Genomic DNA, 22,474 nt, shown 5'->3' with positions numbered 1-22,474 from the left:
CCCGGATTCATTGCCGAGGCTTCACGTTCACGGCCAGCGATTGAGTAAGGGAATCCCGCGAATCCATTGCCTATTTGCTGGTTCTGGCGGGGTGCCAGGACCCGTTGACCCAATACAGGGGGGACACGTGGGGGGAGACGGGGGAAACACGGCCGTCGGCCGGCCGGCGGCCGGGGACGAGACGGACGACCGGCCCCTGCCGTTACGCGGACCCGTCCGGGGCACATCCGGCGCACCACCGGTCCTGGCCGCGCCACCGGTCCGGGAAGTGACCACGGCGCCGCCGGTCCTGGAACCGCCCACCGCGCCACCCGCGCGGCCGCCCGCCGACCCATGGTCCGCCGCCGGGGCCGCTCAGCAACCGGTCTGGAGCAACCCCTGGCTGCTGGAGAAGGTCCGGCGGGAGCTGAGCGGACGGCCCGGTCCGGTGGCGGCCGCGGACACGGTCCGGCTGCGGTCCCTGCTCGCGCAGGTCGCCGCGGGGCGGATGGGGATCGTCCAGGCGGGCGACTGCGCGGAGGACCCCGCCGAGTGCACCGCCGCCCATGTCCGCGCCAAGGTCGCCCTGCTCGACACACTCGGCCGGGACCTGGCGGTCCGGTCCGGTCTCCCGGTGCTGCGGATCGGCCGGATGGCCGGTCAGTTCGCCAAGCCCCGCTCCCGGCCCACCGAACGCGTCGGCGAACGCGAACTCCCCTCCTACCGCGGCCCCCTGGTCAACGGCCCGGCACCCACCGACGCGGACCGGGCACCCGATCTGCTGCGCCTGACGACCGGCCACCACCTGGCTATGTCGGTCATGAACCACCTGGCCGAGCTGGGCCGGGGCCCCGGCGCTCCGGACGAGGCCGTCGTGTGGACCAGCCACGAGGCGCTGCTGCTCGACTACGAAGTGCCGCTGCTCCGCAGGCTCAGCGGCGGTGACCTGCTGCTGTCCTCCACCCATGTGCCGTGGATCGGCGAACGCACCCGGCAGCTCGACGGCGCCCATGTGCGGCTGCTCTCCTCGGTGATCAACCCGGTCGCGTGCAAGGTCGGACCGGCCATGACGCCGGACGAGCTCCTGCGGCTGTGCCAGATGCTCGACCCCGGCCGCGAACCCGGCCGGCTGACCCTGGTCTCACGGCTCGGCGCCGACCGGGTGCGCACCGGGCTGCCGCCGCTGGTCAGGGCGGTGCGCCGGGCCGGGCACCCGGTGATCTGGCTGTGCGACCCGATGCACGGCAACACCGTGCTCGGCACCCGGGGCAGGAAGACCCGTGCCGTCACCGCCCTGATCCGTGAACTGGAGGGCTTCCAGGACGCGGTACGAGCCGAAGGCGGCGTTACGGGCGGCGTCCATCTGGAGGCCACACCGCACGCCGTCGCCGAATGCGTCCGGGACACCGGGGACGAGCCGGGCGCCCCTTACACCACCCTGTGCGACCCGCGGCTCAACCCGGAGCAGGCCCGGGATGTCGTCGCGGCCTGGCGCCGCCCGGCGGTCCGGCCGGAACAGCCCGGAGCGGCCCGCGGTGTCCGGTGCCGGGGACACCTCCCGGCGGTGCCCGGCGGAGCGTCACCGGGCGGGCCGACGGCCGCGGTGCCGTCCCGTGCGGACGTTCCGAGCACACCGCGCGGCGCGGCGCCGGGCGTCGCGGGCCCGGGGTGACCCGCGCCGGACGGCCCGGGTCCGGTCCGGAACATCCCGTCGGCCCGGCCTCGCGCGGCGCCTAGCAGCCGCCGCACCGCCCCGGCCGCACCACGAGCACCCGTACCAGCACGGTCCCGAACACCTTTTCCGAGGACAAGGATGCAGATGGGCACGGAAGACTTCTCCGGCAAGGTCGCCCTCGTCAGCGGTGCGGCCGGTGGCATCGGCGAGGCCGTGGTTCTGGCACTGGCGGAGGCCGGTGCCTCGGTGGCCGCGGTGGACCTCGACGCGGAGGCGCTGCGGGCACTGGAACGCAAGGCCGGCGGCGAGCGGACCTCGGTCACCGGCTTCGTCGCCGATGTCGGGTCGGCGGAACAGGTCGGGACGGTGGTCCCGGAGGTCGAACGGCGTCTCGGCCCGATCGACCAGCTGGTCAACTGCGCCGGGGTGCTGCGGGCCGGCTCCGCCCTGTCCCTGACGGAGGAGGACTGGGAGCACACCTTCTCGGTCAACGCCGGCGGGGTGTTCCGGCTGTCCACCGCCGTCGCCCGGCGGATGGCCGGGCGGGAGCGCGGCGCGATCGTCACCGTCGCCTCCAACGCCGCCCAGGTGCCCCGGATGCACATGTCCGCCTACGCGGCGTCCAAGGCCGCCGCCGTGGCGTTCACCAAGAACCTCGGGCTGGAACTGGCCGGTCACGGCGTCCGGTGCAATGTGGTGGCCCCCGGGTCCACCGACACCGCCATGCTGCGTTCGCTGTGGCACGACGAGAGCGGTCCCCGCGGTTCGCTCGACGGGGTGCCGGAGGAGTACCGGGTCGGCATCCCCCTCGGCAGGTTCGCCCGGCCCTCGGACGTCGCGCACGCCGTGTGCTTCCTGCTGTCGGACCGGGCCTCCCACATCACCCTGCACGACCTGGTCGTCGACGGCGGCGCGGCACTGGGCCGCTGAGCCGGCGGGCACCGGCACTGCAACCCACCGCCCTGCCGGCCCGGCCCGCCCGTCATCCCGCCGAACCGCCCGTCGCACCGGCCCGTTCATCGGACCGGCCTTCCCGCACCCGCCCGTCCGGTGTACCGCTCCGCACCCCCGGTGCCGCGCCGCCGGCACGACGCCACACCGTGGACACGACAGCAACGCCCGCCGTACCGCCCCCGCGTCACCTCGGCACGGGCCCCGCGCCGTACCGCCCCCGCGTCACCTCGGCACGGGCCCCACGCCGTACCGCCCCCGCGTCACCTCCGCCCGGGCCCCGCGCCGTACCGCCGTATCACCGCTCCGCCGCTCCGCCGCGCCACCCTCCGGTTCCCGAAGCCGACGACCCCGAGAGGAGAGCTCCGGCCTTGACCATCCCCGCCATCGCTCCGTATCCCATGCCCCGGCAGGAGGATCTGCCGGCCAACACGGCGCCCTGGAAGCCCGATCCGCGCCGTGCGGTGCTGCTGGTGCACGACATGCAGCGGTACTTCGTCGAGCGGTTCCCGGCCGGCCGCGAGCCCGGCACCGCACTGGTCGCCCATACCGCGGCGCTGCTGCGCCGCTGCCGTGCGGACGGCATCCCCGTGGCCTACACGGCACAGCCCGGGAACATGACCGAGGAACAGCGGGGCCTGCTCGCGGACTTCTGGGGTCCGGGCATGAACACCGCCCCCGAGCACCGCCGCATCGTCGACGCGCTGGCCCCCGATCCCGCCGACGCGGTGTTCACCAAGTGGCGCTACAGCGCCTTCCAACGGAGCGGCCTGCTCGATCATCTGCGGTCCTCGGGCCGCGACCAGCTCATCGTCTGTGGGGTCTACGCCCATGTCGGCTGTCTGATGACCGCCGTCGAGGCGTTCAGCCACGACATCGAGACGTTTCTCGTCGCGGACGCGGTCGCCGACTTCTCGGCGGAGCACCACACGATGGCGCTCGACTACGCGGCGGCGCGGTGCGCGGTCGTGCTCCCGACCCGGGCCCTGCTGGCCGGTCTGGAGGCGCAGCTCCTCGGCCGGGCCTGACGGCCGGCTTCCCGTCGGGCGCCCGGCACAGGCGCCCGAGCCCGGTCCCCGCCGGGTGCCCGCCACGGGCGCCCGTCCACAGCGCGTCTTTTCGGAGGGCAGGCGTCATGACGCACGAACGGGCACGTCACCTGCAGTTGCTGGACCGCTTGGCCGCTCCCGATCCGCCCGCCTACGCGCTGCTGCACCGCCCGGAGGCCGCCGGCCGGCGGGTCGAGATCCTCCTCGGCGAGATCTCGGCACCGCACCGGCTCGCCGACCTGCCGCTGGCCGAGCCGGGCCGGGTCACCGGCCGGCCGCGGCACGAACTGCTCGCGCTGGTCCCCTACCGGCAGATCTCCGAGCGCGGGTTCAGCTGTCACGACGACGGGGCGCCCCTGCTCGCCCTCACCGTGACGGAGCAGGCCGTCTGCCCGCTGGACACGGCCCTGGCGCACCTCCCGGACACCCCGATCAGCCTCGCCGGCGCCCACTTCGACATCGACGACGAGGCCTACGCGGCCATCGTCCGGCGGGTGCTGGCGCGGGAGATCGGCCACGGCGCGGGCGCCAACTTCGTCATCAAGCGGTCGTTCCTGGCGGAGGTCACCGACTTCTCGCCGCGTACCGCACTGACCCTGTTCCGCCGGCTGCTGACCGTTGAGCGGGGCGCGTACTGGACGTTCGTGGTGCACACCGGCGACCGGACGTTCGTGGGTGCCACCCCGGAGCGGCACGTGAGCCTCTTCGACGGGACGGCCGTGATGAACCCGATCAGCGGCACCTTCCGGTACCCGCCGGCCGGGCCGGGCCTCCCCGATGTGATGCGGTTCCTCGCCGACCCCAAGGAGGCGGGCGAACTGTCCATGGTGGTCGACGAGGAGCTGAAGATGATGGCCCGGATCGCCGACCGCGGCGGGCGGATCGTCGGGCCGTTCCTCAAGGAGATGGCGACGCTCGCGCACACCGAGTACCTCATCGAGGGGCGCACCTCGCGGGACGTGCGGGACATCCTGCGGGAGACGATGTTCGCCCCCACGGTGACCGGCAGCCCGCTGGAGAGCGCCTGCCGGGTGATCCGGGAGTACGAGCCGCAGGGGCGCGGCTACTACAGCGGGGTCGCCGCGCTGGTCAGCCGGGACATCAACGGCGGCCACTCACTGGACTCGGCGATCCTGCTGCGCACGGCCGACCTCTCCGGCGGGTCGCTGCGGATCGCTGTGGGCGCGACCCTGGTCCGCGACTCCGACCCGCGCTCGGAGGTCGCGGAGACCCACGCCAAGGCGCAGGGCGTGCTCCGTGCGCTGGGCGTCCGCGGCGGGCCCGGCGCCCCGGCAGCCGGCCCCGCACCCCACCTCGCGGTCCACCCCGACGTCCGCAGGGTGCTCCAGGCGCGCAACGCGGACCTCGCGCCGTTCTGGCTGGACCGGTCCGGCCAGGAGCGGAGTGCCTTCGTCCGGCCGGAGTCGGCCGGCCGGCGGGCGCTGATCGTCGACGCCGAGGACACCTTCACCGCGATGCTCGCCCATCAACTGCGCGCGCTCGGCCTGGACGTCGAGGTGCGCCGGTTCGACGAGCCGTACCGGACCGAGGGGTACGACCTGGTCGTCATGGGCCCCGGACCGGGCGACCCGCGGGACCGGGACCACCCCCGGATGGCCCGGCTGCGGTCGACGATCCGCCGGCTGCTCGCCTGCCGCACCCCGTTCCTCGCGGTCTGTCTCAGCCACCAGGTGCTGGGGCTGCTGCTCGGCTTCGGCCTGGTGCGGCGGGAGCGCCCCAACCAGGGCGTGCAGCAGGACATCGACTTCTTCGGGCGCCGGGTGCGGCTGGGCTTCTACAACACCTTCGCCCTGACCTGCGACACCGACGCGGTGCGGTGCGACGGCGTCGCCGGGACGGTCGCGGTGAGCCGGGAACAGCACACCGGTCAGGTGCACGGGCTGCGCGGACCGGCCTTCCGTTCCCTCCAGTTCCACGCCGAGTCGGTGCTCAGCCGGGACGGTATGGCGGTGCTCGGCGAGGCGGTCAGCGCCCTGCTCTCCGGCTCCCCGCACAGCAGCGCGCCCGTCCCGGTCGACTGACCCACCCCGGCCCCTTGATGCCCTTCTCCTCCCCTTCGAGTTCTCCGTCCCACAAGCCCCCCGTCCCCGCTACGCACGAGGTCGAACAGTGTCGAACTTTGTCATCGCCGGTGGCGGCATCAGCGGACTGGCCGCGGCCCTGGGCATCGCCCGCCACGGTCACCGCGTCGACGTCCTGGAACGCAACGGCGCCTTCGCGGAGCTGGGCGCCGGAATCCAGCTCGCGCCCAACGCCTTCGCCGCGCTGGACCGGCTCGGCGTCGGAGCGGACGTACGCAGCACCGCCGTCCACATCGACGACCTGCGCCTGATGGACGCCCTGTCGGGATCGGTGCTGGCCGCCCTGCCGCTCGGCGCGGAGTACCGGAAGCGGTTCGGCAACCCGTACGCCGTCGTGCACCGCGGCGATCTCTACGCACCGCTGCTGCGCGCCTGCCGCGAGCACCCGGGGATCCGGCTGCGGGCGGACAGTACCGTGGCGGGCTTCGAGAACGCGGGCGCTTCGGTGCACTGTCTGCTCGCCTCGGGTGAGCGGATCGAGGCGGACGGTCTGATCGGCGCGGACGGCATCCGCTCGGCGGTCCGGCGGCAGCTGCTCGGCGACGGGGACCCGCGGGTCTCCGGCCACACCATCCACCGCGCGGTCGTGCCGATGGAGTCCGTCCCCCGGGCCCTGCGGTGGAACTCCGTGACGCTGTGGGCCGGTCCGGGCTGGCACCTGGTGCACTACCCGATCGCCGGAGGCACGACGCTGAACCTCGCGATCGTCCGGGACGACGGGGCCACGACCGCCGTCTCCGGGCTCCCGGTGCGCCGCGAACACGTGCTGGAGAGCTACGCGGAGGTCCGCGGCACCCCGCGCGACCTGCTGGAACTCGGACGGGACTGGCGCACCTGGGTGCTGTGCGACCGCGACCCGGTGCGGCGCTGGGCGGAGGGGCGGACGGTGCTCATCGGCGACGCGGCGCACCCCATGCTGCAGTACGCGGCCCAGGGCGCCTGCCTGGCCCTGGAGGACGCCGTGGTCCTGGGCGACCTGCTGGACTGTGCGACCGAGGAGGTCGCCGGCCGGTTCGCCCGGTTCACCGCCGTCCGCCGGGAGCGCACCGGCCGCGCCCAGGACACCGCTCGGTGGATGGGCGAGGCGCTCTACCACCCCGCGGGCGAGGCGGCCGAGGCCAGGAACTCGCTGCTGGCACCGCTGACCACGCCCGACCTGCTCGACGCGGTGGCCTGGCTGCACACGGCCCGAATGGACACCTCCCCGGAGCGGGACGGGGGTGCCGAGGCCGGTGCGTCAGGGGATCGCCCGGGGCAGGCCGTCAGCGGGGGAGGGTCACGACCGCGGAGGACTTGAGGCGCCGCCCTTGTCGTCCAACGCCTGGACCCGGAAGTACGGTCCCGGACCGTCCGTCGGGACCGCCGTCTCGAATCCGGTCCGCCGGGCGTGTCGCACGACCACCGCCAGGGATGCGGGGTCCGGTCCCGCGAGCACCCGCCACGCTGTGGTCTGCGTCGAACCGTTCCAGGAGGCGTAGACGACGCTGTTCCCGCCGTCGGTCCTCGCCGCCGCACTCGGCGGATAGTGGGGCTTGCCGACCCAGGTGTTCCGGAAGGCCCGGTACGAGATGTTCGAACCCGGCAACTCCGCGTCGTAGAGGAGGTTCTCCGAGCCGTCGCCCTGCGCGTTGCCCGCGTCGGCGTATTCCGAGTAGTACGAGCTCTGGCCCCATCCGATGAACTTGTTGCCGTTGTCCAGGGACTGGGTGTTCCCCTGGGACGCCGAGAACAGCGGTGGCCGGTGGTAGTACGTCCGCGCGGCGGCGGTCGACGTCCAGGTCCAGGACCAGGCCGTGCGACTCCTGTTCCGGTGTGCCGTCCGGCTGGTTGCAGCAGCCGTCGTCGAACAGGCTGATCCTGCCGCCGGGCGCGAACCGTGCGTCGTGCTGCCAGGAGAAGTCCGCGTCGGGGCCGAAGGCGAAGTCGCTCTTGCGCCTGCATCGCTCGAGCTGCTGCCCTGGCGACGGTAGGCGTCGCCGTCGGCTTGCGCCGGTAACAGGACCGCGCAGTGGGCCATTCGGACGCCAGAGCGGGCGCCCCCACAGAGGGAACGGTGCTGTCGCCGCCGCCCGGTCGAGCTCACGATGCAGAAGGGCTGCCGGACATGCCTGCGGGCAGCAGGCCGGTGCTTGCGACGTTTGTCCCCTTGTCCGGTGGCGGACGTCCGGATGCGGCTTTCGCCCACCGGCCGTCCCCTGACGGGGGATCGGCGATACGGAGACGGCCGGTGGACTCGCGGTGACAGCGGCCGGACACGATCCGAGCCGTCGCGCAGCGGCCGGGGGTGCACGCCGGCATGACGGCAGGTGCGAGATCAGTGCGGACCTTGTGTCACCTCCTTCGAGGATAACCTAGAAGCCCTCGGTTTATACCTAGCCTGCGTAGGAACTCTGTTTCGTTTGCGCTGCGAAGAGTTCCGAAGCGGCCGCAACAGGCTGCGAGTTGACGGTTCAACAGGGCAGCGCCCCCACGGCGGAGTGCGGCGGACACCACGCGTTCGCGGCCGGGAACGGCGACATCGTCAGCGCCGCCCACCGATGGCGCCCCGACTGCCGCATCCCGCGGCCGGTCCGGGTCCCACGACGGTGACACCCGGTCAGCACCGGCCGACGCCGGTGGGAACCGATCGGCGCAACCCCGCACCCCGGGGCCCCGGTTTTCCGGCGGCACGGCCGGGCATCCGGGAAACCTGCGTGCACCGGCGGCGCCGGTGCCGGATCATGGGCGTGACACGCGCCCGGACCACCGTCCGCGCCCTCGACCGAGCCGGAGGACACCCTGCCGACCGACGCCCCACCGCCCCGGGCGGAGCCCGCCGCGGCGCACGACGCCCTGCCGATCCGGCTGACGATGGACGACAGCGACTCCCCGTCGGATGTCGTGGACGCGCTGTTCCTCGGCCGGTTCGCCAACGGTGAGCAGCCGTACTCCCGCAGCACGTCGATCGACCGGGTCAGGTCCGGGGCGACCCTGCTGCCCGAGGCCGCCACCGTGCTGCGCTCCGCGCGCGACGACGACCGCAGCGCGCTGCTGGCCGAGGGCGACGGCTGGACGCTGCTGGTGTCCCGGTGGAACCGCGGCGCCGATGTCACGGTGACGGCGGTCGACGACGCACTGGCCGAGGAGGTGCTCCGGCAGAGCGTCGACGGCGCGGAGGACGAGCCGGAGCCGCAGCCGGAGAACGTGACGATGGGCTTCTGGTACGTGTCGCCGCGGCGCGGCCCGCACCGGACGACCCGGCAGATCTCGGCCGGGACGTGGGAGGAGATCCGGCCGAACTACACGGCGCCGGTCGCCGACGCGATGGACCGGCTGATGAAGGTCACCCCGGACGACATCTCGGGCCGTCTCCTCCTGCTGCACGGCCCGCCCGGCACGGGCAAGACCTCCGCCCTGCGGACCCTGGCACGCTCCTGGCGCGACTGGTGCCAGGTCGACTGCGTCCTGGACCCGGAGCGGCTGTTCAACGACGTCGGCTATCTGATGGACATCGCGATCGGCGAGGACGAGGGCACGGCGAAGGGCCGTTGGCGGCTGCTGCTCCTCGAGGACTGCGACGAGCTCATCCGCGGCGAGGCCCGGCATACCGCGGGCCAGGCCCTCTCCCGGCTGCTGAACCTCACCGACGGACTGCTCGGACAGGGGCGCAACGTCCTGGTGGGTGTCACCACCAACGAGGACCTCGAACGGCTCCACCCGGCCGTGGTCCGGCCGGGCCGGTGCCTGGCCCGGATCGAGGTGGGGTCGCTGACCCGCGGCGAGGCGGTGAGCTGGCTCGGCACGGAGCAGGGCGTCGGACGGGACGGCGCAACACTGGCGGAACTGTTCGCCCTGCGGCGCGGCACCGGCCCGGCCTCCGTCCTGCCCCACCCGGCCACCGGAGCGGACGCGGGGCTCTACCTCTGAACTCCCGGCCGTTGCCGCGCACCGTGCGGCCGGCCGCCTCCGGCTGCGGCTGCGGCTGCGGCTGCGGCTGCGGCTCCGGCTCCGGCTCCGGCTCCGGCTCCGGCGGGGCGTATGCTCCGGCCTCCTGCGGCCTATCTCCCGCCGGGCCTGCCGGTGCTGACGGACTGCCGGTACTGATGGACTGCCGGTGCCGCCGGGCCCACCCGCGCTTCGGGCCTGTCCGGCCCATCGGGCCTGCCGGGGCGCGGCGGGCCATCACCCTGCCTTCACGGCCGGTCGGTGCCGTAGGCGGCGCGCAGGGCGTCCTCGACGGCTGCGAGTGCCGCGGCGTGGTCCAGGCCCAGCCGGTGGACCCGCCCGGCGTAGGCCGAGGCGGCCGCGGCGGCCTCCCGGTCGGCGGCCTCCCCCGCGGCGGCGACGAACGTCCCGTTGCGGCCGCGGGTCTCGATCACCCCGTCCGACTCCAGCGCGCGGTACGCCTTGGCGACGGTGTTGGCCGCCAGCCCCAGCTCCTCGGCGAGCCCCCGGACCGTCGGAAGCTTGTACCCGACGGGCAGCGCGCCCGAGCGTGCCTGGTCGGCGATCTGGGCGCGGACCTGTTCGTAGGGTGCCTCGGGGGAGTCGCCGGTGACGGTGACCTTCAAGCTCACGGGGGACTCCTCACAATGCGCTGAGCTGTTCGGCACCATCGTCTCGCACGCCCGGCCCGGCGTCCCGGCGTGTCGTACGAAACATCCCACTCATCCGAAACACCCCACCGGGCCGCCCCGGTTCCGCTCCCGCACGATTCCGGGAAAACCCCGGGGCGAGGCTCACGTTTCGGACGGGAGGCCGGTCGTGGGCGGCAGTGTCACGGCGCGGTCGGGCAGCGCCGGGTCGTACGCGACGGGGTCGCCCGCCCGGTGCCAGTGCAGCACGAAGCGGTCTCCCGCCCGGTAGGCGTCCAGCCCCGCCCTGCAGTACGCGACCATGTCGTCCGGGAGGGCGTCCAGCGGGAACCAGTCGAGCTGCGAGCACTTCTCGGGCTCGCGGTTCACCGGCTCGCCGCCCGCCCCGTACGTGGCCTCGAAGAACCAGCCGGTGCGCGGCCGCGCACCGGCCCGCGGCGCGCGGTGCTGCATCACCAGGGCCACCCGCAGGTCCTCGGGGCGAAGGTCGAGTCCGGTCTCCTCACGCGCCTCGCGGATCATCGCCTCCCGGACGTCCTCGCCGTCCTCCACATGTCCGGAGGGCGCGTGCCACAGGCCGTCGGCGTAGCCGGTGTTGGCACGGCGGCCGAGCAGGACCTGCCCCTCTCTGCGCAGCACGAGGTGCACATCCACCACCTCGGTGTGGCGCCGCGGCGGGGCCGGGTGGACCACCATGGCGTACCGCTCGTCGGTGACCGGCCGGCCCCAGAGGGCCGGGTCGGCGGACAGCCGCTCGGTGTGCACCTTGGCCGCCCAGGGGGCCACCTCCGCGGAGAGTTCACCGAGCGGCACCCCCGCCGGATCGATGTCGCCCCAGACCCCCTCGATCAGAACGAGCCGCCCGCCGGGGCGCAGCAGGCCCGCCCAGTGACGCAGCACCGCGGCCCGGTCGGGCAGCATCCACACCAGATGGCGGGCGAGTACGACGTCGAACCGCCGCTCCCCCACAGGGGGTTCTGCCGCGTCCCCGACGAGGACCCGCGCGCCGGTCCCGGCGAGCTTGGCCCGCGCCTGCTCCGCCATGCGCGGGGAGAGGTCGACCGCGGTGACCCGGTGGCCCCGCTCGGCCGCGAGCAGGGAGAGGCTGCCGGTCCCGCAGCCGATGTCGAGGACGTCGGACGGGCCGTCGGGCAGCCAGTCCTCCAGCCGCGCCGCCCAGGCGGCCCGTACGGCGGGGTCGCGCAGCCCGTGGTCCGGTTCGTCGTCGAACGCCGCCGCGGCGGAGTCCCAGTACCCGGCCGCCGAGGCCGTCCGGGCGTCCGGGGCCGGCGAAGGCGTCAGGGACGCCGGTGTCCGTGGGCTCGTCGAATCCGTCGGGTCCGTCGAACCTGTCGGGCTCGTCGAACCTGTCGGACTCTGCGAACTCATCGGACTCTGCGGGCTCTGGGGGCGCTGCGGGCTCTGCTGACTCGGCTGACTCGGCTGACTCGGCTGACTCTGCGGGCTCTTGGGGTTCTTCGAGGTCTCGGAGTGCACATCGGGATCGTCGCACCGGCCACTGACAACGCCCGCGCGTCCCGGAACGATCCCTTCCGGGACGGTGTCTTCCGGAGGGGACTTGGCGTTTCCGGTTCCGGCCCCGATCCCCGTCAAGGGCGCCGGTGGCGCGCGCCGAGTTCCCGGTACCGCCGCCGGCGGGCGGTGAGCCGGGCGTCGGGCTCCTGGCCGCGCAGGGCGGCGAGTTCCTCGCCCAGCGCGGCTCCCAGCCGCGCGAGGAAAGCGGTCGGCTCGTCCGCGGCGTCGAGCGTCGCTCCGCCCGCGGCACCGCCGTCCGGCACCTCCTCGACGATGCGGTCCACGATGCCCTGGTCGAGCAGGTCGGCGGAGCGCACGCCCTGGCGGGCGGCGACCTCGTAGGCCCGTTCCGTGGTGCGGTACAGAATCGCGGAGGCGCCCTCGGGCGGCAGCGGGGAGAGCCAGGCGTGGCGTGCGGCGAGCACCCGGTCCGCGGGCAGCAGCGCGAGCGCGCCACCGCCGGCGCCCTGGCCGAGCAGCAGACACAGCGTCGGCGCGGGCAGCGTGACGAGGTCCGCGAGGCAGCGCGCTATCTCACCGGCGAGTCCGCCCTCCTCGGCTTCCCGGGACAGTGCGGCCCCCGCGGTGTCGACCACGGTGAGCAGCGGAACGCCGAGTTCGGCGGCGATCCGCATCCCGCGGCGGGCCGCCCGCAGCCCGGCGGGACCGAGCGGTGACGCCGCTTCGCCCTGCCGGTCGTGTCCGAGGACCACACACGGCGTTCCGCCGATCCGGGCGAGGGCGAGCAGCAGTCCGGGGTCGTGTTCCCCCGCTCCCGTGCCGCTCATCGGGGTGACATCGTGGCCGACGGCCTTCAGCAGCGCGCGGACGCCGGGCCGTTCGGGGCGACGGGAGCGCCGGATGGAGTCGGCGGTCGCCTGCTCGTTCCCGGGCCCGGGAACGAGCCCGTCCCCCGGGCCGCTCGCGGTCCGGCCGTCCGCCCCGGCCTCCCTCGCACCGGCGTTCCGGGCGGCAACGTCCCGGGCGGGCTCGGGGCCCGCCTCGTCCTGCCGCGGCGCGCGACCGTCCCGCGCCGCCACCCCGCCGCCCTGCTCCGTTGATTCGCTGCCCTGCTCCGTTGCCTCGCCGCGCGGTCCGGCCTCGCCATGCGGTCCGGCGTCGCCATGCGGTCCGACGTCGCTGTACCGTCCGACCTCGCCGTGCGATCCGGCCTCGCCGGGCCGTCCGACCTCGCCACCGCGGAGGACGGCGAGGGCGTGCGCCGCGGCCTCGGGCAGCTGCTCAACCGGGAGGACCGCGTCCACCAGTCCGTGCGCCAGGAGGTTCTCGGCGGTCTGGACGCCGGGCGGGAACTCCTCGCCGTACAGCGCCTCGTGGACCCGGGGACCCAGAAATCCGATGAGGGCACCCGGTTCGGCGGACGTGACATGTCCGAGGGAGCCCCAGGAGGCGAACACTCCACCCGTCGTCGGATGCCGCAGATGGACCAGGTACGGCAACCCGGCCGCCTTGTGCTCCGCGATGGCGGCCGTGACCTTCACCATCTGGACGAAGGCGATGGTGCCCTCCTGCATCCGCGTACCGCCGGAGGCGGGTGCGGCGAGCAGCGGCAGCCGTTCCGCGGTGGCCCGTTCGACCGCCCGGACCAGCCGTTCCCCCGCCGCGACCCCGATCGACCCGGCCAGGAAGCGGAATTCGCAGGCCACCACCGCCACCCGGTGTCCGCGTATCGCGCCCTCGCCGGTGACGACCGACTCGTCGAGACCGGTGCGCTCGCGGGCCCGCTCCAGATCGGCACGGTAGTCGGGGTCCTCGGTGGTGACCGCGACCGGCTCGTCCCAGCCGCGCCAGGTTCCGGGGTCGACGACGGCGGCGATCAGGTCCAGGGCCGGGGTGCGGGGGCTCGGTCGCGTCATGGAGGACACCCTGCCACGATCACCCGCCTGCCCGACGGGACGCAATCCCCCTCGTGGACCGGCTCCCACCGGCGAGGACACCGGGCGGCGCGGCAGAGCGCACCCTCATCTACTTTCCACTTTGGAAAGTAGATGCCAGTATGGAAAGTACCGAAGGCGGAGACCGAGCCGACGAACAGGGGGACGACCATGTCCGGAGCGGTGAAGGCCGGCGCGGCACTGGAAAGCGCCGCACGGATGGAGCGGGCCGCGCGAGCCCACAGCGGCTGGTACGCGACCTATCTGTGGGTGTTCGCGGGGTGGCAGTTGATCTTCGTGCCCACCCTGTTCCTGTGGCGCGGGCCGGTGGGAGCCCTGGTCTGCGGCGGGGCGAACGCCGCCCTCGTCACGGCGCTCTCCGTCCACGCCGCACGGCAGCGGACCGTGCCCCGTGGCCACACCCGCAGGCACCTCGGTGTCATCGGCGCCTGGACCGTGGCCTACACCGGCAGCGTCGTCCTGGCATTCACCGTCCTGGAGCCAGGCCCGCCCTTCGTCGCGATGGCCGCGGTGGCCTGTGCCCTGCCGCCCGCGTGGGGCGCGTGGCGGACGAGGCGTCCGGCGTGACACGGGAGACGGCGCCGGGAACTCCCTCCGCGCGGCGCGGGAACGGACAGCGCGGGATCGAACAGCACGGGAACGGGCAGCACGAGAACGGGCAGCGCGGCGACGGGCGGCAGGCCGACGGCCCGCATGGGGACGGCCCGCACCCGCGCCATGCGCTCGCACCGCTGCTCGCCTCGCCGGTGCGGCTGTCGGTGGTCGCCGCGCTGGCCGCCGTGGACAAGGCCGAGTTCGGCTATGTGCGGGACCTGGTCGAGATCACCGACTCCGCCCTCTCGAAGCAGGCCTCGGCACTGGAGGAGGCGGGCTGGGTCGCGGTGGAGAAGGGACAGGTCGGCCGCCGACCGCGCACCTGGCTCTCACTGACCGAGGAGGGACTGACCGTCTACCGACGCCACATGGCCGCCCTGCGGGCCATCGCGGGGCCGCTGGCCTGAACGTGTGGCGGTGCCCCGGACCGGTGCCGCCCCGGCCCGATGCCCCGCAACCGAGTGCCGGCGTGCCAGGGCCGGCGAAGCCGCAGACCCTTCCGCCGGATCGGGCCTGACCGACCGCTACGGAACCCTCAACTCCCCCGAGGGACGGTTCACCCACAGGTTCGGGGCACCGTCGTTCCCCCTCCCCGGCCCATCCGTCAGGAGCCGTGAGTCGGCTGAATCGGCTCTCTTGACGGCTTCGGCGGAGCAGGTGAAAGTCGCGCAATCGAGCGCAATTGGATCGACTCAGGGAGAGGGCATGCAGTTGCGTTTTCTCGGGATCATCCCGAACACGCCAGACACGGACTCACCGACGATCTGGCTGGACGAGGACAGCGGGGATCTGCTGATCCAGTCCTACAAGGCCACCGAGGAGGAGGTGAAGGCGTGCCAGGAGACCGGCTCCATTCCGGGCCACTCCACCGACGTGCCGGATCACGAGACGGTCATCCGGCTCCCGAAGGTCATGCTGAACTACGTTCCCCGGCCCGACAGTGAGCAGTGACGATGACGAACCCCGTGCTCGAGGGACTGGCCAAGGCCCGGCACTCCGCTGTGCACTTGGAGATGCGTGACGCCTACCAGCCGAGCGACCCCGAGTTCCTCGCATGGCGGAACGGGAAGCGCCTCGATCCTGCCGCCGACCGGTCGGAGTGGTGGCGTCCGTTCCTGGACGTGGTGACCGAGACGACAGGGCGCGGAGTCGTCATGCGCCGGGCCCGGATCGTTTCGGAGCCGGTGACGGACTACATCCGGTACGAGTACGACGTGACGTTCCCGAACGTGGCCGCGGGTGAACTGGTCCGCTGGCTGCCCCGTCGGAAGGCGGCTGACATCGCTCTGCCCGGCACCGATCTGTGGATGTTCGACCGTGAGTCGGTGCTGTTCACCTACTTCTCGGGCGTCGGCGACGTGGTCGACCGGGAGTGGCACAGGCAACCGGCCGTCGTGGAGCTGGTCGGCTCCGCCTTCGAAACCGTCTGGGAGCGCGCCACCCCTCACGAGGAATACCAGCCGGTCTGACGCACCATGCCCGTATCAGGATCGTCAAGCGTCCAGCAGGCACGGAAAGTCCTGGCCGACCACCTGCGCGAGTTGCGCCGGGACGCCGGGCTGGACGGCAAGGGCCTTGCTGCCGCGTGCGGGTGGCACCCGTCCAAGGTGTCGCGGATCTCGACAGCGAAGTCCCAGCCGTCCGCCGACGACATTCGGGCCTGGTGCCGGGCCTGCGGCGCGGAGGACCGGACGGAAGACCTGATTGCCTCTCTGCGGGCCATGGAGGGCATGTGGGTGTCCTGGCACAGGATGGAGCGCGCCGGGCTGCGGCGAGCGCAGGAAGCCCGCTTGCCGCTGTACGAGCGCACCCGCTGGTTCCGGGCGTACTCGCCGGGTCTCCTGCCTGGACTGCTCCAGACCTGCGGATACACGGAAGACGTGTTGCGTACCGTTCAGCGCAGGCGGGTCGAGACCGATGACGTGGCCGACGCGGTGGCCGCCCGCATGGCGCGTCAGCGGGTGATCCATGAAGGGCAGCGGCGCTTCGCGTTCCTCGTGGAGGAGTCCGTCCTGAACAACGGGATCGGTGACGCCGACACACAGGCGGAGCAGCTCGACCACCTCCTGACGATGGCGGCGCTGCCCAACGTCAGCATCGGCGTGATCCCGGCCCGCCTCGGGCGGGCACGGATGCCGGTGGAAGGCTTCTGGATCTTCGACACGGCCCAGGTGAACGTGGAATTGGTATCCGGATACCTCACGATCACGCAGCCCAGCGAGGTGGCCGCCTATGCGGAAACGTTCGCCATGCTGGCCGCCCTCGCCGTCCACGGCACAAAGGCTCGCGCGCTGATCGCAGCGGCAGGGGACTCATTCGCCTGATCGGTCCGCAATCACGTGCAATCGGCTGGGAGTTGGGACACGGCGGTCCCTAGCGTTGGTGTTGCACGGCCGACGCCGGGGACCGCGATGCGGAACCCACAAGCCGCCGAACGTGCCAATGGAGCTCCCCCAGCACCCGGATCCCCGAAGCCGACTCCGGTGCCCGGGTGCAGGGAGCCGAGCCACGACCGAGGAGGGCCCGACATGCGCAAGGACCGGATCAACGGCTTCCTGAACGGAGGACACGGCGAAGGTGGCGGGGACGGGGGTGACGGACATCCCGGCCAGCCCTGGACGCCTCCGCAGGAACCGCCGTCACCGGACGGCGACACCCCGCCCGGTGACGGGACACATCGCAAGTGACGCGCGACTCCGCGCAGGCGGACCGCCCCAGCCGTACGGAGCTGGGGCGTGTCCTCGTCGCGACAGGTGCGTTGTCGTCGGACTGGGCTCCGACCTTCGCGGCCGTGGACCGGGCCGCCTTCCTGCCCGACCTGATGTGGCCTTTCGACATGGACGCGGGCAGGAGCATCGCACTGGAGCGGACGGACGACCCGGACGCCTGGTACGCGAAGGCGGACAGCAACGTCCCCATCGTGACCCAGTGGGATGACGGTGAGCACTCCGGCCCGGAACCCGGGAGGGTGTCCACCAGTTCCTCCTCCATGCCCTCCGTGGTGTACGCGATGCTCCGGACCCTCGATGTGGACCAGGGAATGCGTGTGCTGGACGTCGGTACGGGTACCGGCGAGAGCGCCGGAGCCCTGACCCACCGGCTCGGCCACGGGAACGTGACCACGATCGAGGTGGATCCCTCGGTGTCACGACATGCCCGTGAGCGGCTCTGCGCTGCCGGGCTGTACCCAGAGGTGGTCGTGGGCGACGGGTTCCGGGGCCACGCCGTCGCGGCAGCGTATGACCGCATGCTGGCCACCGTTGGAGTCCGGGAGATCCCCGGAGCGTGGATCGAGCAGACCCGGCGGGGCGGTCTGGTCGTCGCTCCCTGGGGCACGCACTACAGCAACGCGGATGCCGTCGTCCGGCTCGTCGTCGGCGACGGTGAGGCATCCGGGCGCTTCACCCGTCCTGTGGAGTTCATGAAGCTCCGCGCTCAGCGGCTGCCGTCCGCCGACCATGCCGAGTACGTCCCGGCGGAAGCCATGGAGGGGGCCGACACCTCCACCACGGAGATCACCGAAGCGGAGTTCGTCCACGGAAGGTACACCGCCCTGCCCTTCGCTCTGGGGCTCCGCGTACGGGGCTGTGTCCAGTCCGTCGCCGACAAACGCGACGGAGCCCGCCCGGTCTGGTTCTACGGGCTGGGTGACCGCTCCTGGGCATGCGTGATGTTCCGCGACGGAGAGACGGCGCACGTCTGGCAGTCGGGGTCCCGCCGCTTGTGGGACGAGGTGGAGGCGGCCCATCGGTGGTGGACCGGCCGTGGCAAGCCCGAACACACCCGTTTCGGCCTGACCGTCACCGCCGGGGGACAGCGGGCCTGGCTGGACGATCCGGCCGACTCCTGGACTGTCTGAGGCATTGCGTCCTATGACCGGCCCCGGTCATCCGCTTCCGTAGGGCGGATCACCGGGGCCCCCGCACCGCATGGGGGCCGACGGCCTTCCGCCCCGTTCGGAGACCTCGCCCCCGGTTCCGGAAGCATCCGCTCCACACCCCGCCACCCCCGCCGACACCCACTGACTGAGCCCCCGCTTAGCTTCCCCTTAAGCGGACCATAACGATCCCCTTCTCCCCCTCCTCAGGGCGTTTTTCGCCGTCCCGCCGGTCTAGCGTGCTGATCGCCGGGGCGGGGTTCCGGCCGTCGGTGCCGCCGGATTCGGGGGGCGGAACCGCCGGCCGGCCCCCGCCCGCAGTTCCCCCGAACACCCTGAAGGAGCAACCCCACATGACCGCACGTCGTCAGGCCGCCCGGCTCGTCGCCACCGGCTTCGCGCCGCTCGCGCTCGCCGGGCTGGCCGCCGGGCCTGCGGCCGCGCACGGTTCCATGACCGACCCCGTCAGCCGGGTGTCCGCCTGTTTCGCCGAGGGTCCGGAGAGCCCCAAGTCGGGCGCATGCAAGGCGGCTGTCGCGGCCGGCGGGACCCAGCCGCTGTACGACTGGAACGAAGTGAACATCGCGGACGCCGCCGGGAAGCACCGGAGCATCATCCCCGACGGCAAGCTGTGCAGCGCCGGCCGCGACAAGTACAAGGGGCTCGACCTGCCGCGGGCCGACTGGCCGTCCTCCCGGATGTCCGCCGGCAAGCACACCTTCCGTTACAAGGCCACGGCACCCCACAAGGGTTCGTTCGCGCTCTACCTGACCAGGAGCGGCTACAACCCGAAGAAGCCGCTCAAGTGGTCCGACCTGGAGGCGAAGCCCTTCGCGAAGGTGAGCGACCCCAAGCTGGTGAACGGCGAGTACGTCTTCAGCGGCAAGGTGCCGAAGCGGACGGGACGGCACCTGATATACAGCGTCTGGCAGCGGTCGGACAGCCCGGAGGCCTTCTACACCTGCTCCGACGTGGTGTTCGGCAAGGGCAGCGGAGTCCGTTCCGCCGCGGCGGCGAGCGGGCCGAGCGATCAGCAGATCGAGGCCGGCGCCGCCAGGTCCACCGTGGACCACAACGGCCACGGAGCCGCCGAGCACGGCGGTGACACCGGCCACGGCACCGGGACGGAACACGGCCACGGCACCCGGCCGGAGAACGGCGCCGAGACTTCCTCGTCCGCACGCGGCTCGTCCGCACGGAGCGCCGACGCGGCCGGCACCACGGCCACCGGCGAGGACACCCCGGCGGGCAACGCCCCCGTGGCGAAGGGCGCCATCACCCAGCCGGTCGACGAGGAACACCTCGCGCAGACCGGTGGCGACAGCAGCACCGCTCCCCTCGCGATGGGCGGCGCGGCGGTCCTCGCGCTCGGCGCCTCGGTCCTGTTCGCCACCCGACGCAAGGCCGCCCACCGACGCGGCTGATCCGCGCGACTCCGTACCACCGCTCCAGGCCTCCGTACCACCGCCCCAGTGGGCCGGGCTGCCGCACCTCCTCCCCCCGGGGGGCGGCAGCACCGTGACGGGGCGGGAAAAGGCCCCCGGCGCACGACGGTTCTCAGACCGTCGCGTGCCGGGGGCCGTCGCGCGTGGGGCGGCCGAAGACCACACGTGGGTCAGCCGAAGGCCGCACGTGGGTCAGCTGAAGACCGCGCGTGGGTCAGCTGAAGACCGACAGGCAGTTCGTCTGCGTGGCGTGGGCCGGGTCGAGGGCGTTGGCGGTCTCGTGGAAGGCGATCCGGTCGAGGAGACCGATGGCCACATGCTCGGACAGGTCGACGGAACAGAGGTCCTGGAGCACGACGTTGCGCACGTCGGGCCCGGACAGGAAGGCGGACCGGTACGGCGTGACGACTTCGTCGTACTTGGTCGCGATCACCGTGTACCGGACGCCGGGCACCGTGTCACCGCCCTCGTTGAGCCTGGTCAGGAAGTCCGACCCCGCCACCTGGTCGGTGAGGCCGGGGGCCGACCGGCTGACGGCGTCCTTCGCTCCGGGGAACTGGTCCAGGAGCCACGTCAGTCCGTTCAGGGTGGTGCCGTGGTTGTCGGGCGCCAGCCCGATCAGCGCGTTCACCTTCGCCGCGCCGCCGAGGAACTTCAGGTAATGACGCGGCATCATCCCGCCCTGGCTGTGGCCCACCAGATCCGCCTCGGCGGCGCCGGTGGCCGCCAGGACACGGTCCACATAGGCGGAGAGCTGACGGGCCGACGCCTCGATGGGGCCGAGGCCGTGGAAGAAGGGAACGCCGGGCAGTTGGCCGTAGTCCAGGGAGAAGACGCAGTAACCGCGCTGCACCAGGTAGGGGGCGAGGCCGAGCCAGTTGTCGATGGAGTTGCCGAGCGTGCCGTGCACCAGCACGACCGGACGGGGATGGGCCGCGGACGGCCGGCAGGAGAAGTCGTTCCAGCCGCTGGAGGTGGTACGGGCAGCGGTGCTGTCGTCCGCCACCGCCGGGGTGGCGGTGAGTGCGGCGGTGAGCAGGAGGGCGGGAAGCAGCTGCAGCGCTCGCTTCCAGGGCAGCTTCATGTGATCTCCTCGCGGGGCGACACGGAGTGGGGTGACCGTGAACCCTGTGATCCGGATCACAAGAAAGCTGTGCTCATGTCAAATTACGGACGAGTAGCACGTCTGGCCAGTCACGCGGCGGCAAAGAGAATGTCATGCACTCTTCATAATTCACCTCAGGAGCAGCACTCCGCCCCACCCGCCGCCCCAGGGCGGGGGCAGCGGGTATACGGAAACGGCTTCCGAACAGCCCGCGAACGCCCCACCAGCATGGACCTGCCCCCACGCACGGAACGGCTTCCGCACCCGACGGCCGGCGCCCCCGCGGGCACAAGGCCGGGGGGCGACGACCCGGTGCGGAGGTGTGCGGTCGCCGGCCCGTGACCGGACGACGCGCAACGGGCCGTAGGACGCGGACACGTGAGGACCGCCGGGGAACGCGTGACGGACAACAGCCGGATGCCCTGCCGCGCGCCGGTCGGTTCCCGCCGCTCCGCGCGTTCTACTGTGCAGGGGCCCATCCGATCCGGAACGGGAGAGCCCGTCCGTGCCCCACCACGAGCCCACCCCCGGCCACCACGAGCCCGTCCCCGGCCGTCACGAGCCCGGTCACCTTGAGCCCGGCCCCGGCAGCCACCCCGGGGACGCCCCGTCCGGTACGGCGTCGCCCCCTGCCGCGCCGGGCGGTGCGACGCCGGGCGGCGACCGGTCGGCGTTCGCCCTGCTCGCCGAGCGGCACCACCGTGAGCTGCACATCCACTGCTACCGCATGCTCGGCTCGTTCGAGGAGGCCGAGGACCTCGTGCAGGAGACGCTGCTGCGGGCACGGCGGCAGACGAGGAGCGCCGAGGGGGATCCGGCGTCACGGGAACCGGAGTTCCGGACCCTGCTGTACCGGATCGCGACGGTGGTCTGCCACGACGCGCTGCGGCACAAGCGGAGGCTGCCGGCGCTGCACTCCATCGCGGAGGTGCCCTGGGTTCAGCCCTATCCCGACCGGCTGCTGGACCAGGCCGCGCCCGGCGGGGGCGGACCGGGGCCCGCGGCCGTCACCCGGGAGACGATCGAACTCTCCTTCCTCGCGGCCCTCCAGCTCCTGCCGCCCCGGCAGCGGGCCGCGCTCGTGCTGCGCGATGTGCTCGGGCGGGCGGCCGAGGAGACCGCGGCACTGCTCGGTACCACCGCGACGGCGGCCGACAGTGCGCTGCAGCGCGCCCGGGCGACCCTCCGGGAGCACCGGCCGCCGCACCTGGACGACCCGGGCTCCGCGGCCGGACGCGAGGGCGCGGCGGAGGTGGACGCGGAGGCGGAGGCGGAGCTGCTCCGGCGCTACGTCGACGCCCACGAACAGGCCGACACCGCCGCCCTGAGCGCGCTGTTGCGGGAGGACGTACGGGTCACGACGCTGCCCCGCCCGTGGTCCTACGAGGGCCGGGCAGCGCTCGCCCCGCTCTTCGAGCAGACCTTCGGTCCGCAGCGGCCCGGCGACTGGAAGCTGCTGCCGACCGGTGCCAACCGCTCGCCGGCGGCGGCCGGTTACCTGCGTCCGGAGGGCGAATCCGGCCACCGGGCGTTCAAACTCGACGTGCTGCGGGTCGAGGGCGGCGCCATCGCGGAGATCACCACCTTCGACGCCGAACTCTTCCCCGCGTTCGGGCTCGGGCTCACCCTCTGACGGTCCGTCCGCTGACGGGTCCGCCCGCTGCCGGAAGG

The 22,474-nt window shown here is 73.1% G+C and carries 19 protein-coding genes; 14 read left to right on the top strand and 5 right to left on the bottom strand.

Annotation, left to right across the window (positions count from 1 at the left end):
- The first annotated feature begins 268 nt into the window (after nucleotides 1-268).
- The 5 genes from AC3EQ1_RS16140 to AC3EQ1_RS16120 all read left to right on the top strand — a co-directional run bounded on the left by AC3EQ1_RS16140 (nucleotide 269) and on the right by AC3EQ1_RS16120 (nucleotide 7,053).
- Nucleotides 269-1,651, top strand: a complete 1,383-nt coding sequence (locus tag AC3EQ1_RS16140; protein ID WP_432094995.1) for a 3-deoxy-7-phosphoheptulonate synthase — start codon at nucleotides 269-271, stop codon at nucleotides 1,649-1,651.
- 147 nt (nucleotides 1,652-1,798) lie between these two features.
- Nucleotides 1,799-2,584, top strand: coding sequence for a 2,3-dihydro-2,3-dihydroxybenzoate dehydrogenase (locus AC3EQ1_RS16135; protein WP_432094994.1), 786 nt, complete (start codon nucleotides 1,799-1,801; stop codon nucleotides 2,582-2,584).
- Between the two features lie 392 nt (nucleotides 2,585-2,976).
- Nucleotides 2,977-3,633 (top strand): isochorismatase family protein, encoded by a 657-nt coding sequence (locus AC3EQ1_RS16130; RefSeq protein WP_432094993.1) that lies wholly within the window; start codon nucleotides 2,977-2,979, stop codon nucleotides 3,631-3,633.
- A 107-nt stretch (nucleotides 3,634-3,740) separates the two neighbouring features.
- Nucleotides 3,741-5,696: an anthranilate synthase family protein gene (locus AC3EQ1_RS16125; RefSeq protein ID WP_432094992.1), complete on the top strand. Its 1,956-nt coding sequence runs from the start codon at nucleotides 3,741-3,743 to the stop codon at nucleotides 5,694-5,696.
- Between the two features lie 88 nt (nucleotides 5,697-5,784).
- On the top strand, nucleotides 5,785-7,053 hold the full coding sequence (locus AC3EQ1_RS16120; protein WP_432094991.1) for an FAD-dependent monooxygenase: 1,269 nt from the start codon (nucleotides 5,785-5,787) through the stop codon (nucleotides 7,051-7,053).
- Here the strand turns inward: AC3EQ1_RS16120 and AC3EQ1_RS16115 are convergent.
- The gene (locus tag AC3EQ1_RS16115) at nucleotides 7,019-7,765 is read right to left on the bottom strand and encodes an arylsulfotransferase family protein (protein WP_432095012.1); all 747 of its coding nucleotides are present in this window, start codon (nucleotides 7,763-7,765) and stop codon (nucleotides 7,019-7,021) included. The two genes, AC3EQ1_RS16120 and AC3EQ1_RS16115, sit on opposite strands and share 35 nt — an antisense overlap.
- A 769-nt stretch (nucleotides 7,766-8,534) precedes the next feature.
- On the opposite strand from AC3EQ1_RS16115, the gene AC3EQ1_RS16110 reads away from it, so the two are divergent.
- Nucleotides 8,535-9,662 (top strand): DUF5925 domain-containing protein, encoded by a 1,128-nt coding sequence (locus AC3EQ1_RS16110; RefSeq protein ID WP_432095011.1) that lies wholly within the window; start codon nucleotides 8,535-8,537, stop codon nucleotides 9,660-9,662.
- A 266-nt stretch (nucleotides 9,663-9,928) separates the two neighbouring features.
- Here the strand turns inward: AC3EQ1_RS16110 and AC3EQ1_RS16105 are convergent, their stop codons facing one another.
- The 3 genes from AC3EQ1_RS16105 to AC3EQ1_RS16095 form a co-directional block, all read right to left on the bottom strand.
- Entirely contained in the window at nucleotides 9,929-10,312 is a 384-nt protein-coding gene (locus AC3EQ1_RS16105) for a GntR family transcriptional regulator (RefSeq protein ID WP_432094990.1), read from the bottom strand.
- Between the two features lie 162 nt (nucleotides 10,313-10,474).
- Nucleotides 10,475-11,719 carry a methyltransferase domain-containing protein gene (locus AC3EQ1_RS16100; RefSeq protein WP_432094989.1) on the bottom strand — a complete coding sequence of 415 codons (1,245 nt, stop codon included), beginning with the start codon at nucleotides 11,717-11,719 and terminating at the stop codon, nucleotides 10,475-10,477.
- Between the two features lie 221 nt (nucleotides 11,720-11,940).
- Complete coding sequence (locus AC3EQ1_RS16095) at nucleotides 11,941-13,743, bottom strand: carboxyl transferase domain-containing protein (RefSeq protein WP_432094988.1); 1,803 nt, start codon at nucleotides 13,741-13,743, stop codon at nucleotides 11,941-11,943.
- A gap of 132 nt (nucleotides 13,744-13,875) precedes the next feature.
- Between AC3EQ1_RS16095 and AC3EQ1_RS16090 the strand changes: the two genes are divergently transcribed.
- The 7 genes from AC3EQ1_RS16090 (at nucleotide 13,876) to AC3EQ1_RS16060 (ending at nucleotide 19,677) form a co-directional block, all read left to right on the top strand.
- Nucleotides 13,876-14,349, top strand: coding sequence for a hypothetical protein (locus AC3EQ1_RS16090; protein ID WP_432094987.1), 474 nt, complete (start codon nucleotides 13,876-13,878; stop codon nucleotides 14,347-14,349).
- Nucleotides 14,346-14,783, top strand: a complete 438-nt coding sequence (locus AC3EQ1_RS16085; protein ID WP_432094986.1) for a winged helix-turn-helix domain-containing protein — start codon at nucleotides 14,346-14,348, stop codon at nucleotides 14,781-14,783. The genes AC3EQ1_RS16090 and AC3EQ1_RS16085 overlap by 4 nt, the downstream gene beginning before the upstream one ends.
- Nucleotides 14,784-15,081: 298 nt before the next feature.
- A complete protein-coding gene (locus AC3EQ1_RS16080) occupies nucleotides 15,082-15,327 on the top strand; it encodes a hypothetical protein (RefSeq protein ID WP_432094985.1) in 246 nt (81 codons plus the stop codon).
- 2 nt (nucleotides 15,328-15,329) lie between these two features.
- On the top strand, nucleotides 15,330-15,845 hold the full coding sequence (locus AC3EQ1_RS16075) for a DUF6879 family protein (RefSeq protein ID WP_432094984.1): 516 nt from the start codon (nucleotides 15,330-15,332) through the stop codon (nucleotides 15,843-15,845).
- 6 nt (nucleotides 15,846-15,851) lie between these two features.
- The gene (locus AC3EQ1_RS16070) at nucleotides 15,852-16,700 is read left to right on the top strand and encodes a helix-turn-helix domain-containing protein (RefSeq protein WP_432094983.1); all 849 of its coding nucleotides are present in this window, start codon (nucleotides 15,852-15,854) and stop codon (nucleotides 16,698-16,700) included.
- Between the two features lie 359 nt (nucleotides 16,701-17,059).
- Nucleotides 17,060-18,235: a methyltransferase domain-containing protein gene (locus AC3EQ1_RS16065; RefSeq protein ID WP_432094982.1), complete on the top strand. Its 1,176-nt coding sequence runs from the start codon at nucleotides 17,060-17,062 to the stop codon at nucleotides 18,233-18,235.
- 371 nt (nucleotides 18,236-18,606) lie between these two features.
- Nucleotides 18,607-19,677 carry a lytic polysaccharide monooxygenase gene (locus AC3EQ1_RS16060; protein WP_432094981.1) on the top strand — a complete coding sequence of 357 codons (1,071 nt, stop codon included), beginning with the start codon at nucleotides 18,607-18,609 and terminating at the stop codon, nucleotides 19,675-19,677.
- Nucleotides 19,678-19,912: 235 nt separating this feature from the next.
- Here the strand turns inward: AC3EQ1_RS16060 and AC3EQ1_RS16055 are convergent, their stop codons facing one another.
- On the bottom strand, nucleotides 19,913-20,782 hold the full coding sequence (locus AC3EQ1_RS16055) for an esterase/lipase family protein (RefSeq protein WP_432094980.1): 870 nt from the start codon (nucleotides 20,780-20,782) through the stop codon (nucleotides 19,913-19,915).
- Nucleotides 20,783-21,308: 526 nt separating this feature from the next.
- Here AC3EQ1_RS16055 and AC3EQ1_RS16050 point away from each other — a divergent pair.
- Nucleotides 21,309-22,436, top strand: coding sequence for an RNA polymerase subunit sigma-70 (locus AC3EQ1_RS16050; RefSeq protein WP_432094979.1), 1,128 nt, complete (start codon nucleotides 21,309-21,311; stop codon nucleotides 22,434-22,436).
- The last annotated feature ends 38 nt before the right edge of the window (nucleotides 22,437-22,474 follow it).

This window comes from Streptomyces sp. bgisy100 (assembly GCF_057709105.1).
The sequence above is the reverse complement of the archived record's forward strand: the minus strand, read 5'-3'. Positions and strand labels throughout refer to the sequence as shown.

Bases quoted from the DNA above. Each gene is read 5' to 3' on its own strand.
- AC3EQ1_RS16135 (WP_432094994.1), top strand. From the start codon at position 1,799: ATGGGCACGGAAGACTTCTCCGGCAAGGTCGCCCTCGTCAGCGGTGCG.
- AC3EQ1_RS16125 (WP_432094992.1), top strand. From the start codon at position 3,741: ATGACGCACGAACGGGCACGTCACCTGCAGTTGCTGGACCGCTTGGCC.
- AC3EQ1_RS16100 (WP_432094989.1), bottom strand. From the start codon at position 11,719: ATGAGTTCGCAGAGTCCGACAGGTTCGACGAGCCCGACAGGTTCGACG.
- AC3EQ1_RS16095 (WP_432094988.1), bottom strand. From the start codon at position 13,743: ATGACGCGACCGAGCCCCCGCACCCCGGCCCTGGACCTGATCGCCGCC.
- AC3EQ1_RS16090 (WP_432094987.1), top strand. From the start codon at position 13,876: ATGCCAGTATGGAAAGTACCGAAGGCGGAGACCGAGCCGACGAACAGG.
- AC3EQ1_RS16080 (WP_432094985.1), top strand. From the start codon at position 15,082: ATGCAGTTGCGTTTTCTCGGGATCATCCCGAACACGCCAGACACGGAC.
- AC3EQ1_RS16075 (WP_432094984.1), top strand. From the start codon at position 15,330: ATGACGAACCCCGTGCTCGAGGGACTGGCCAAGGCCCGGCACTCCGCT.
- AC3EQ1_RS16070 (WP_432094983.1), top strand. From the start codon at position 15,852: ATGCCCGTATCAGGATCGTCAAGCGTCCAGCAGGCACGGAAAGTCCTG.
- AC3EQ1_RS16060 (WP_432094981.1), top strand. From the start codon at position 18,607: ATGACCGCACGTCGTCAGGCCGCCCGGCTCGTCGCCACCGGCTTCGCG.
- AC3EQ1_RS16055 (WP_432094980.1), bottom strand. From the start codon at position 20,782: ATGAAGCTGCCCTGGAAGCGAGCGCTGCAGCTGCTTCCCGCCCTCCTG.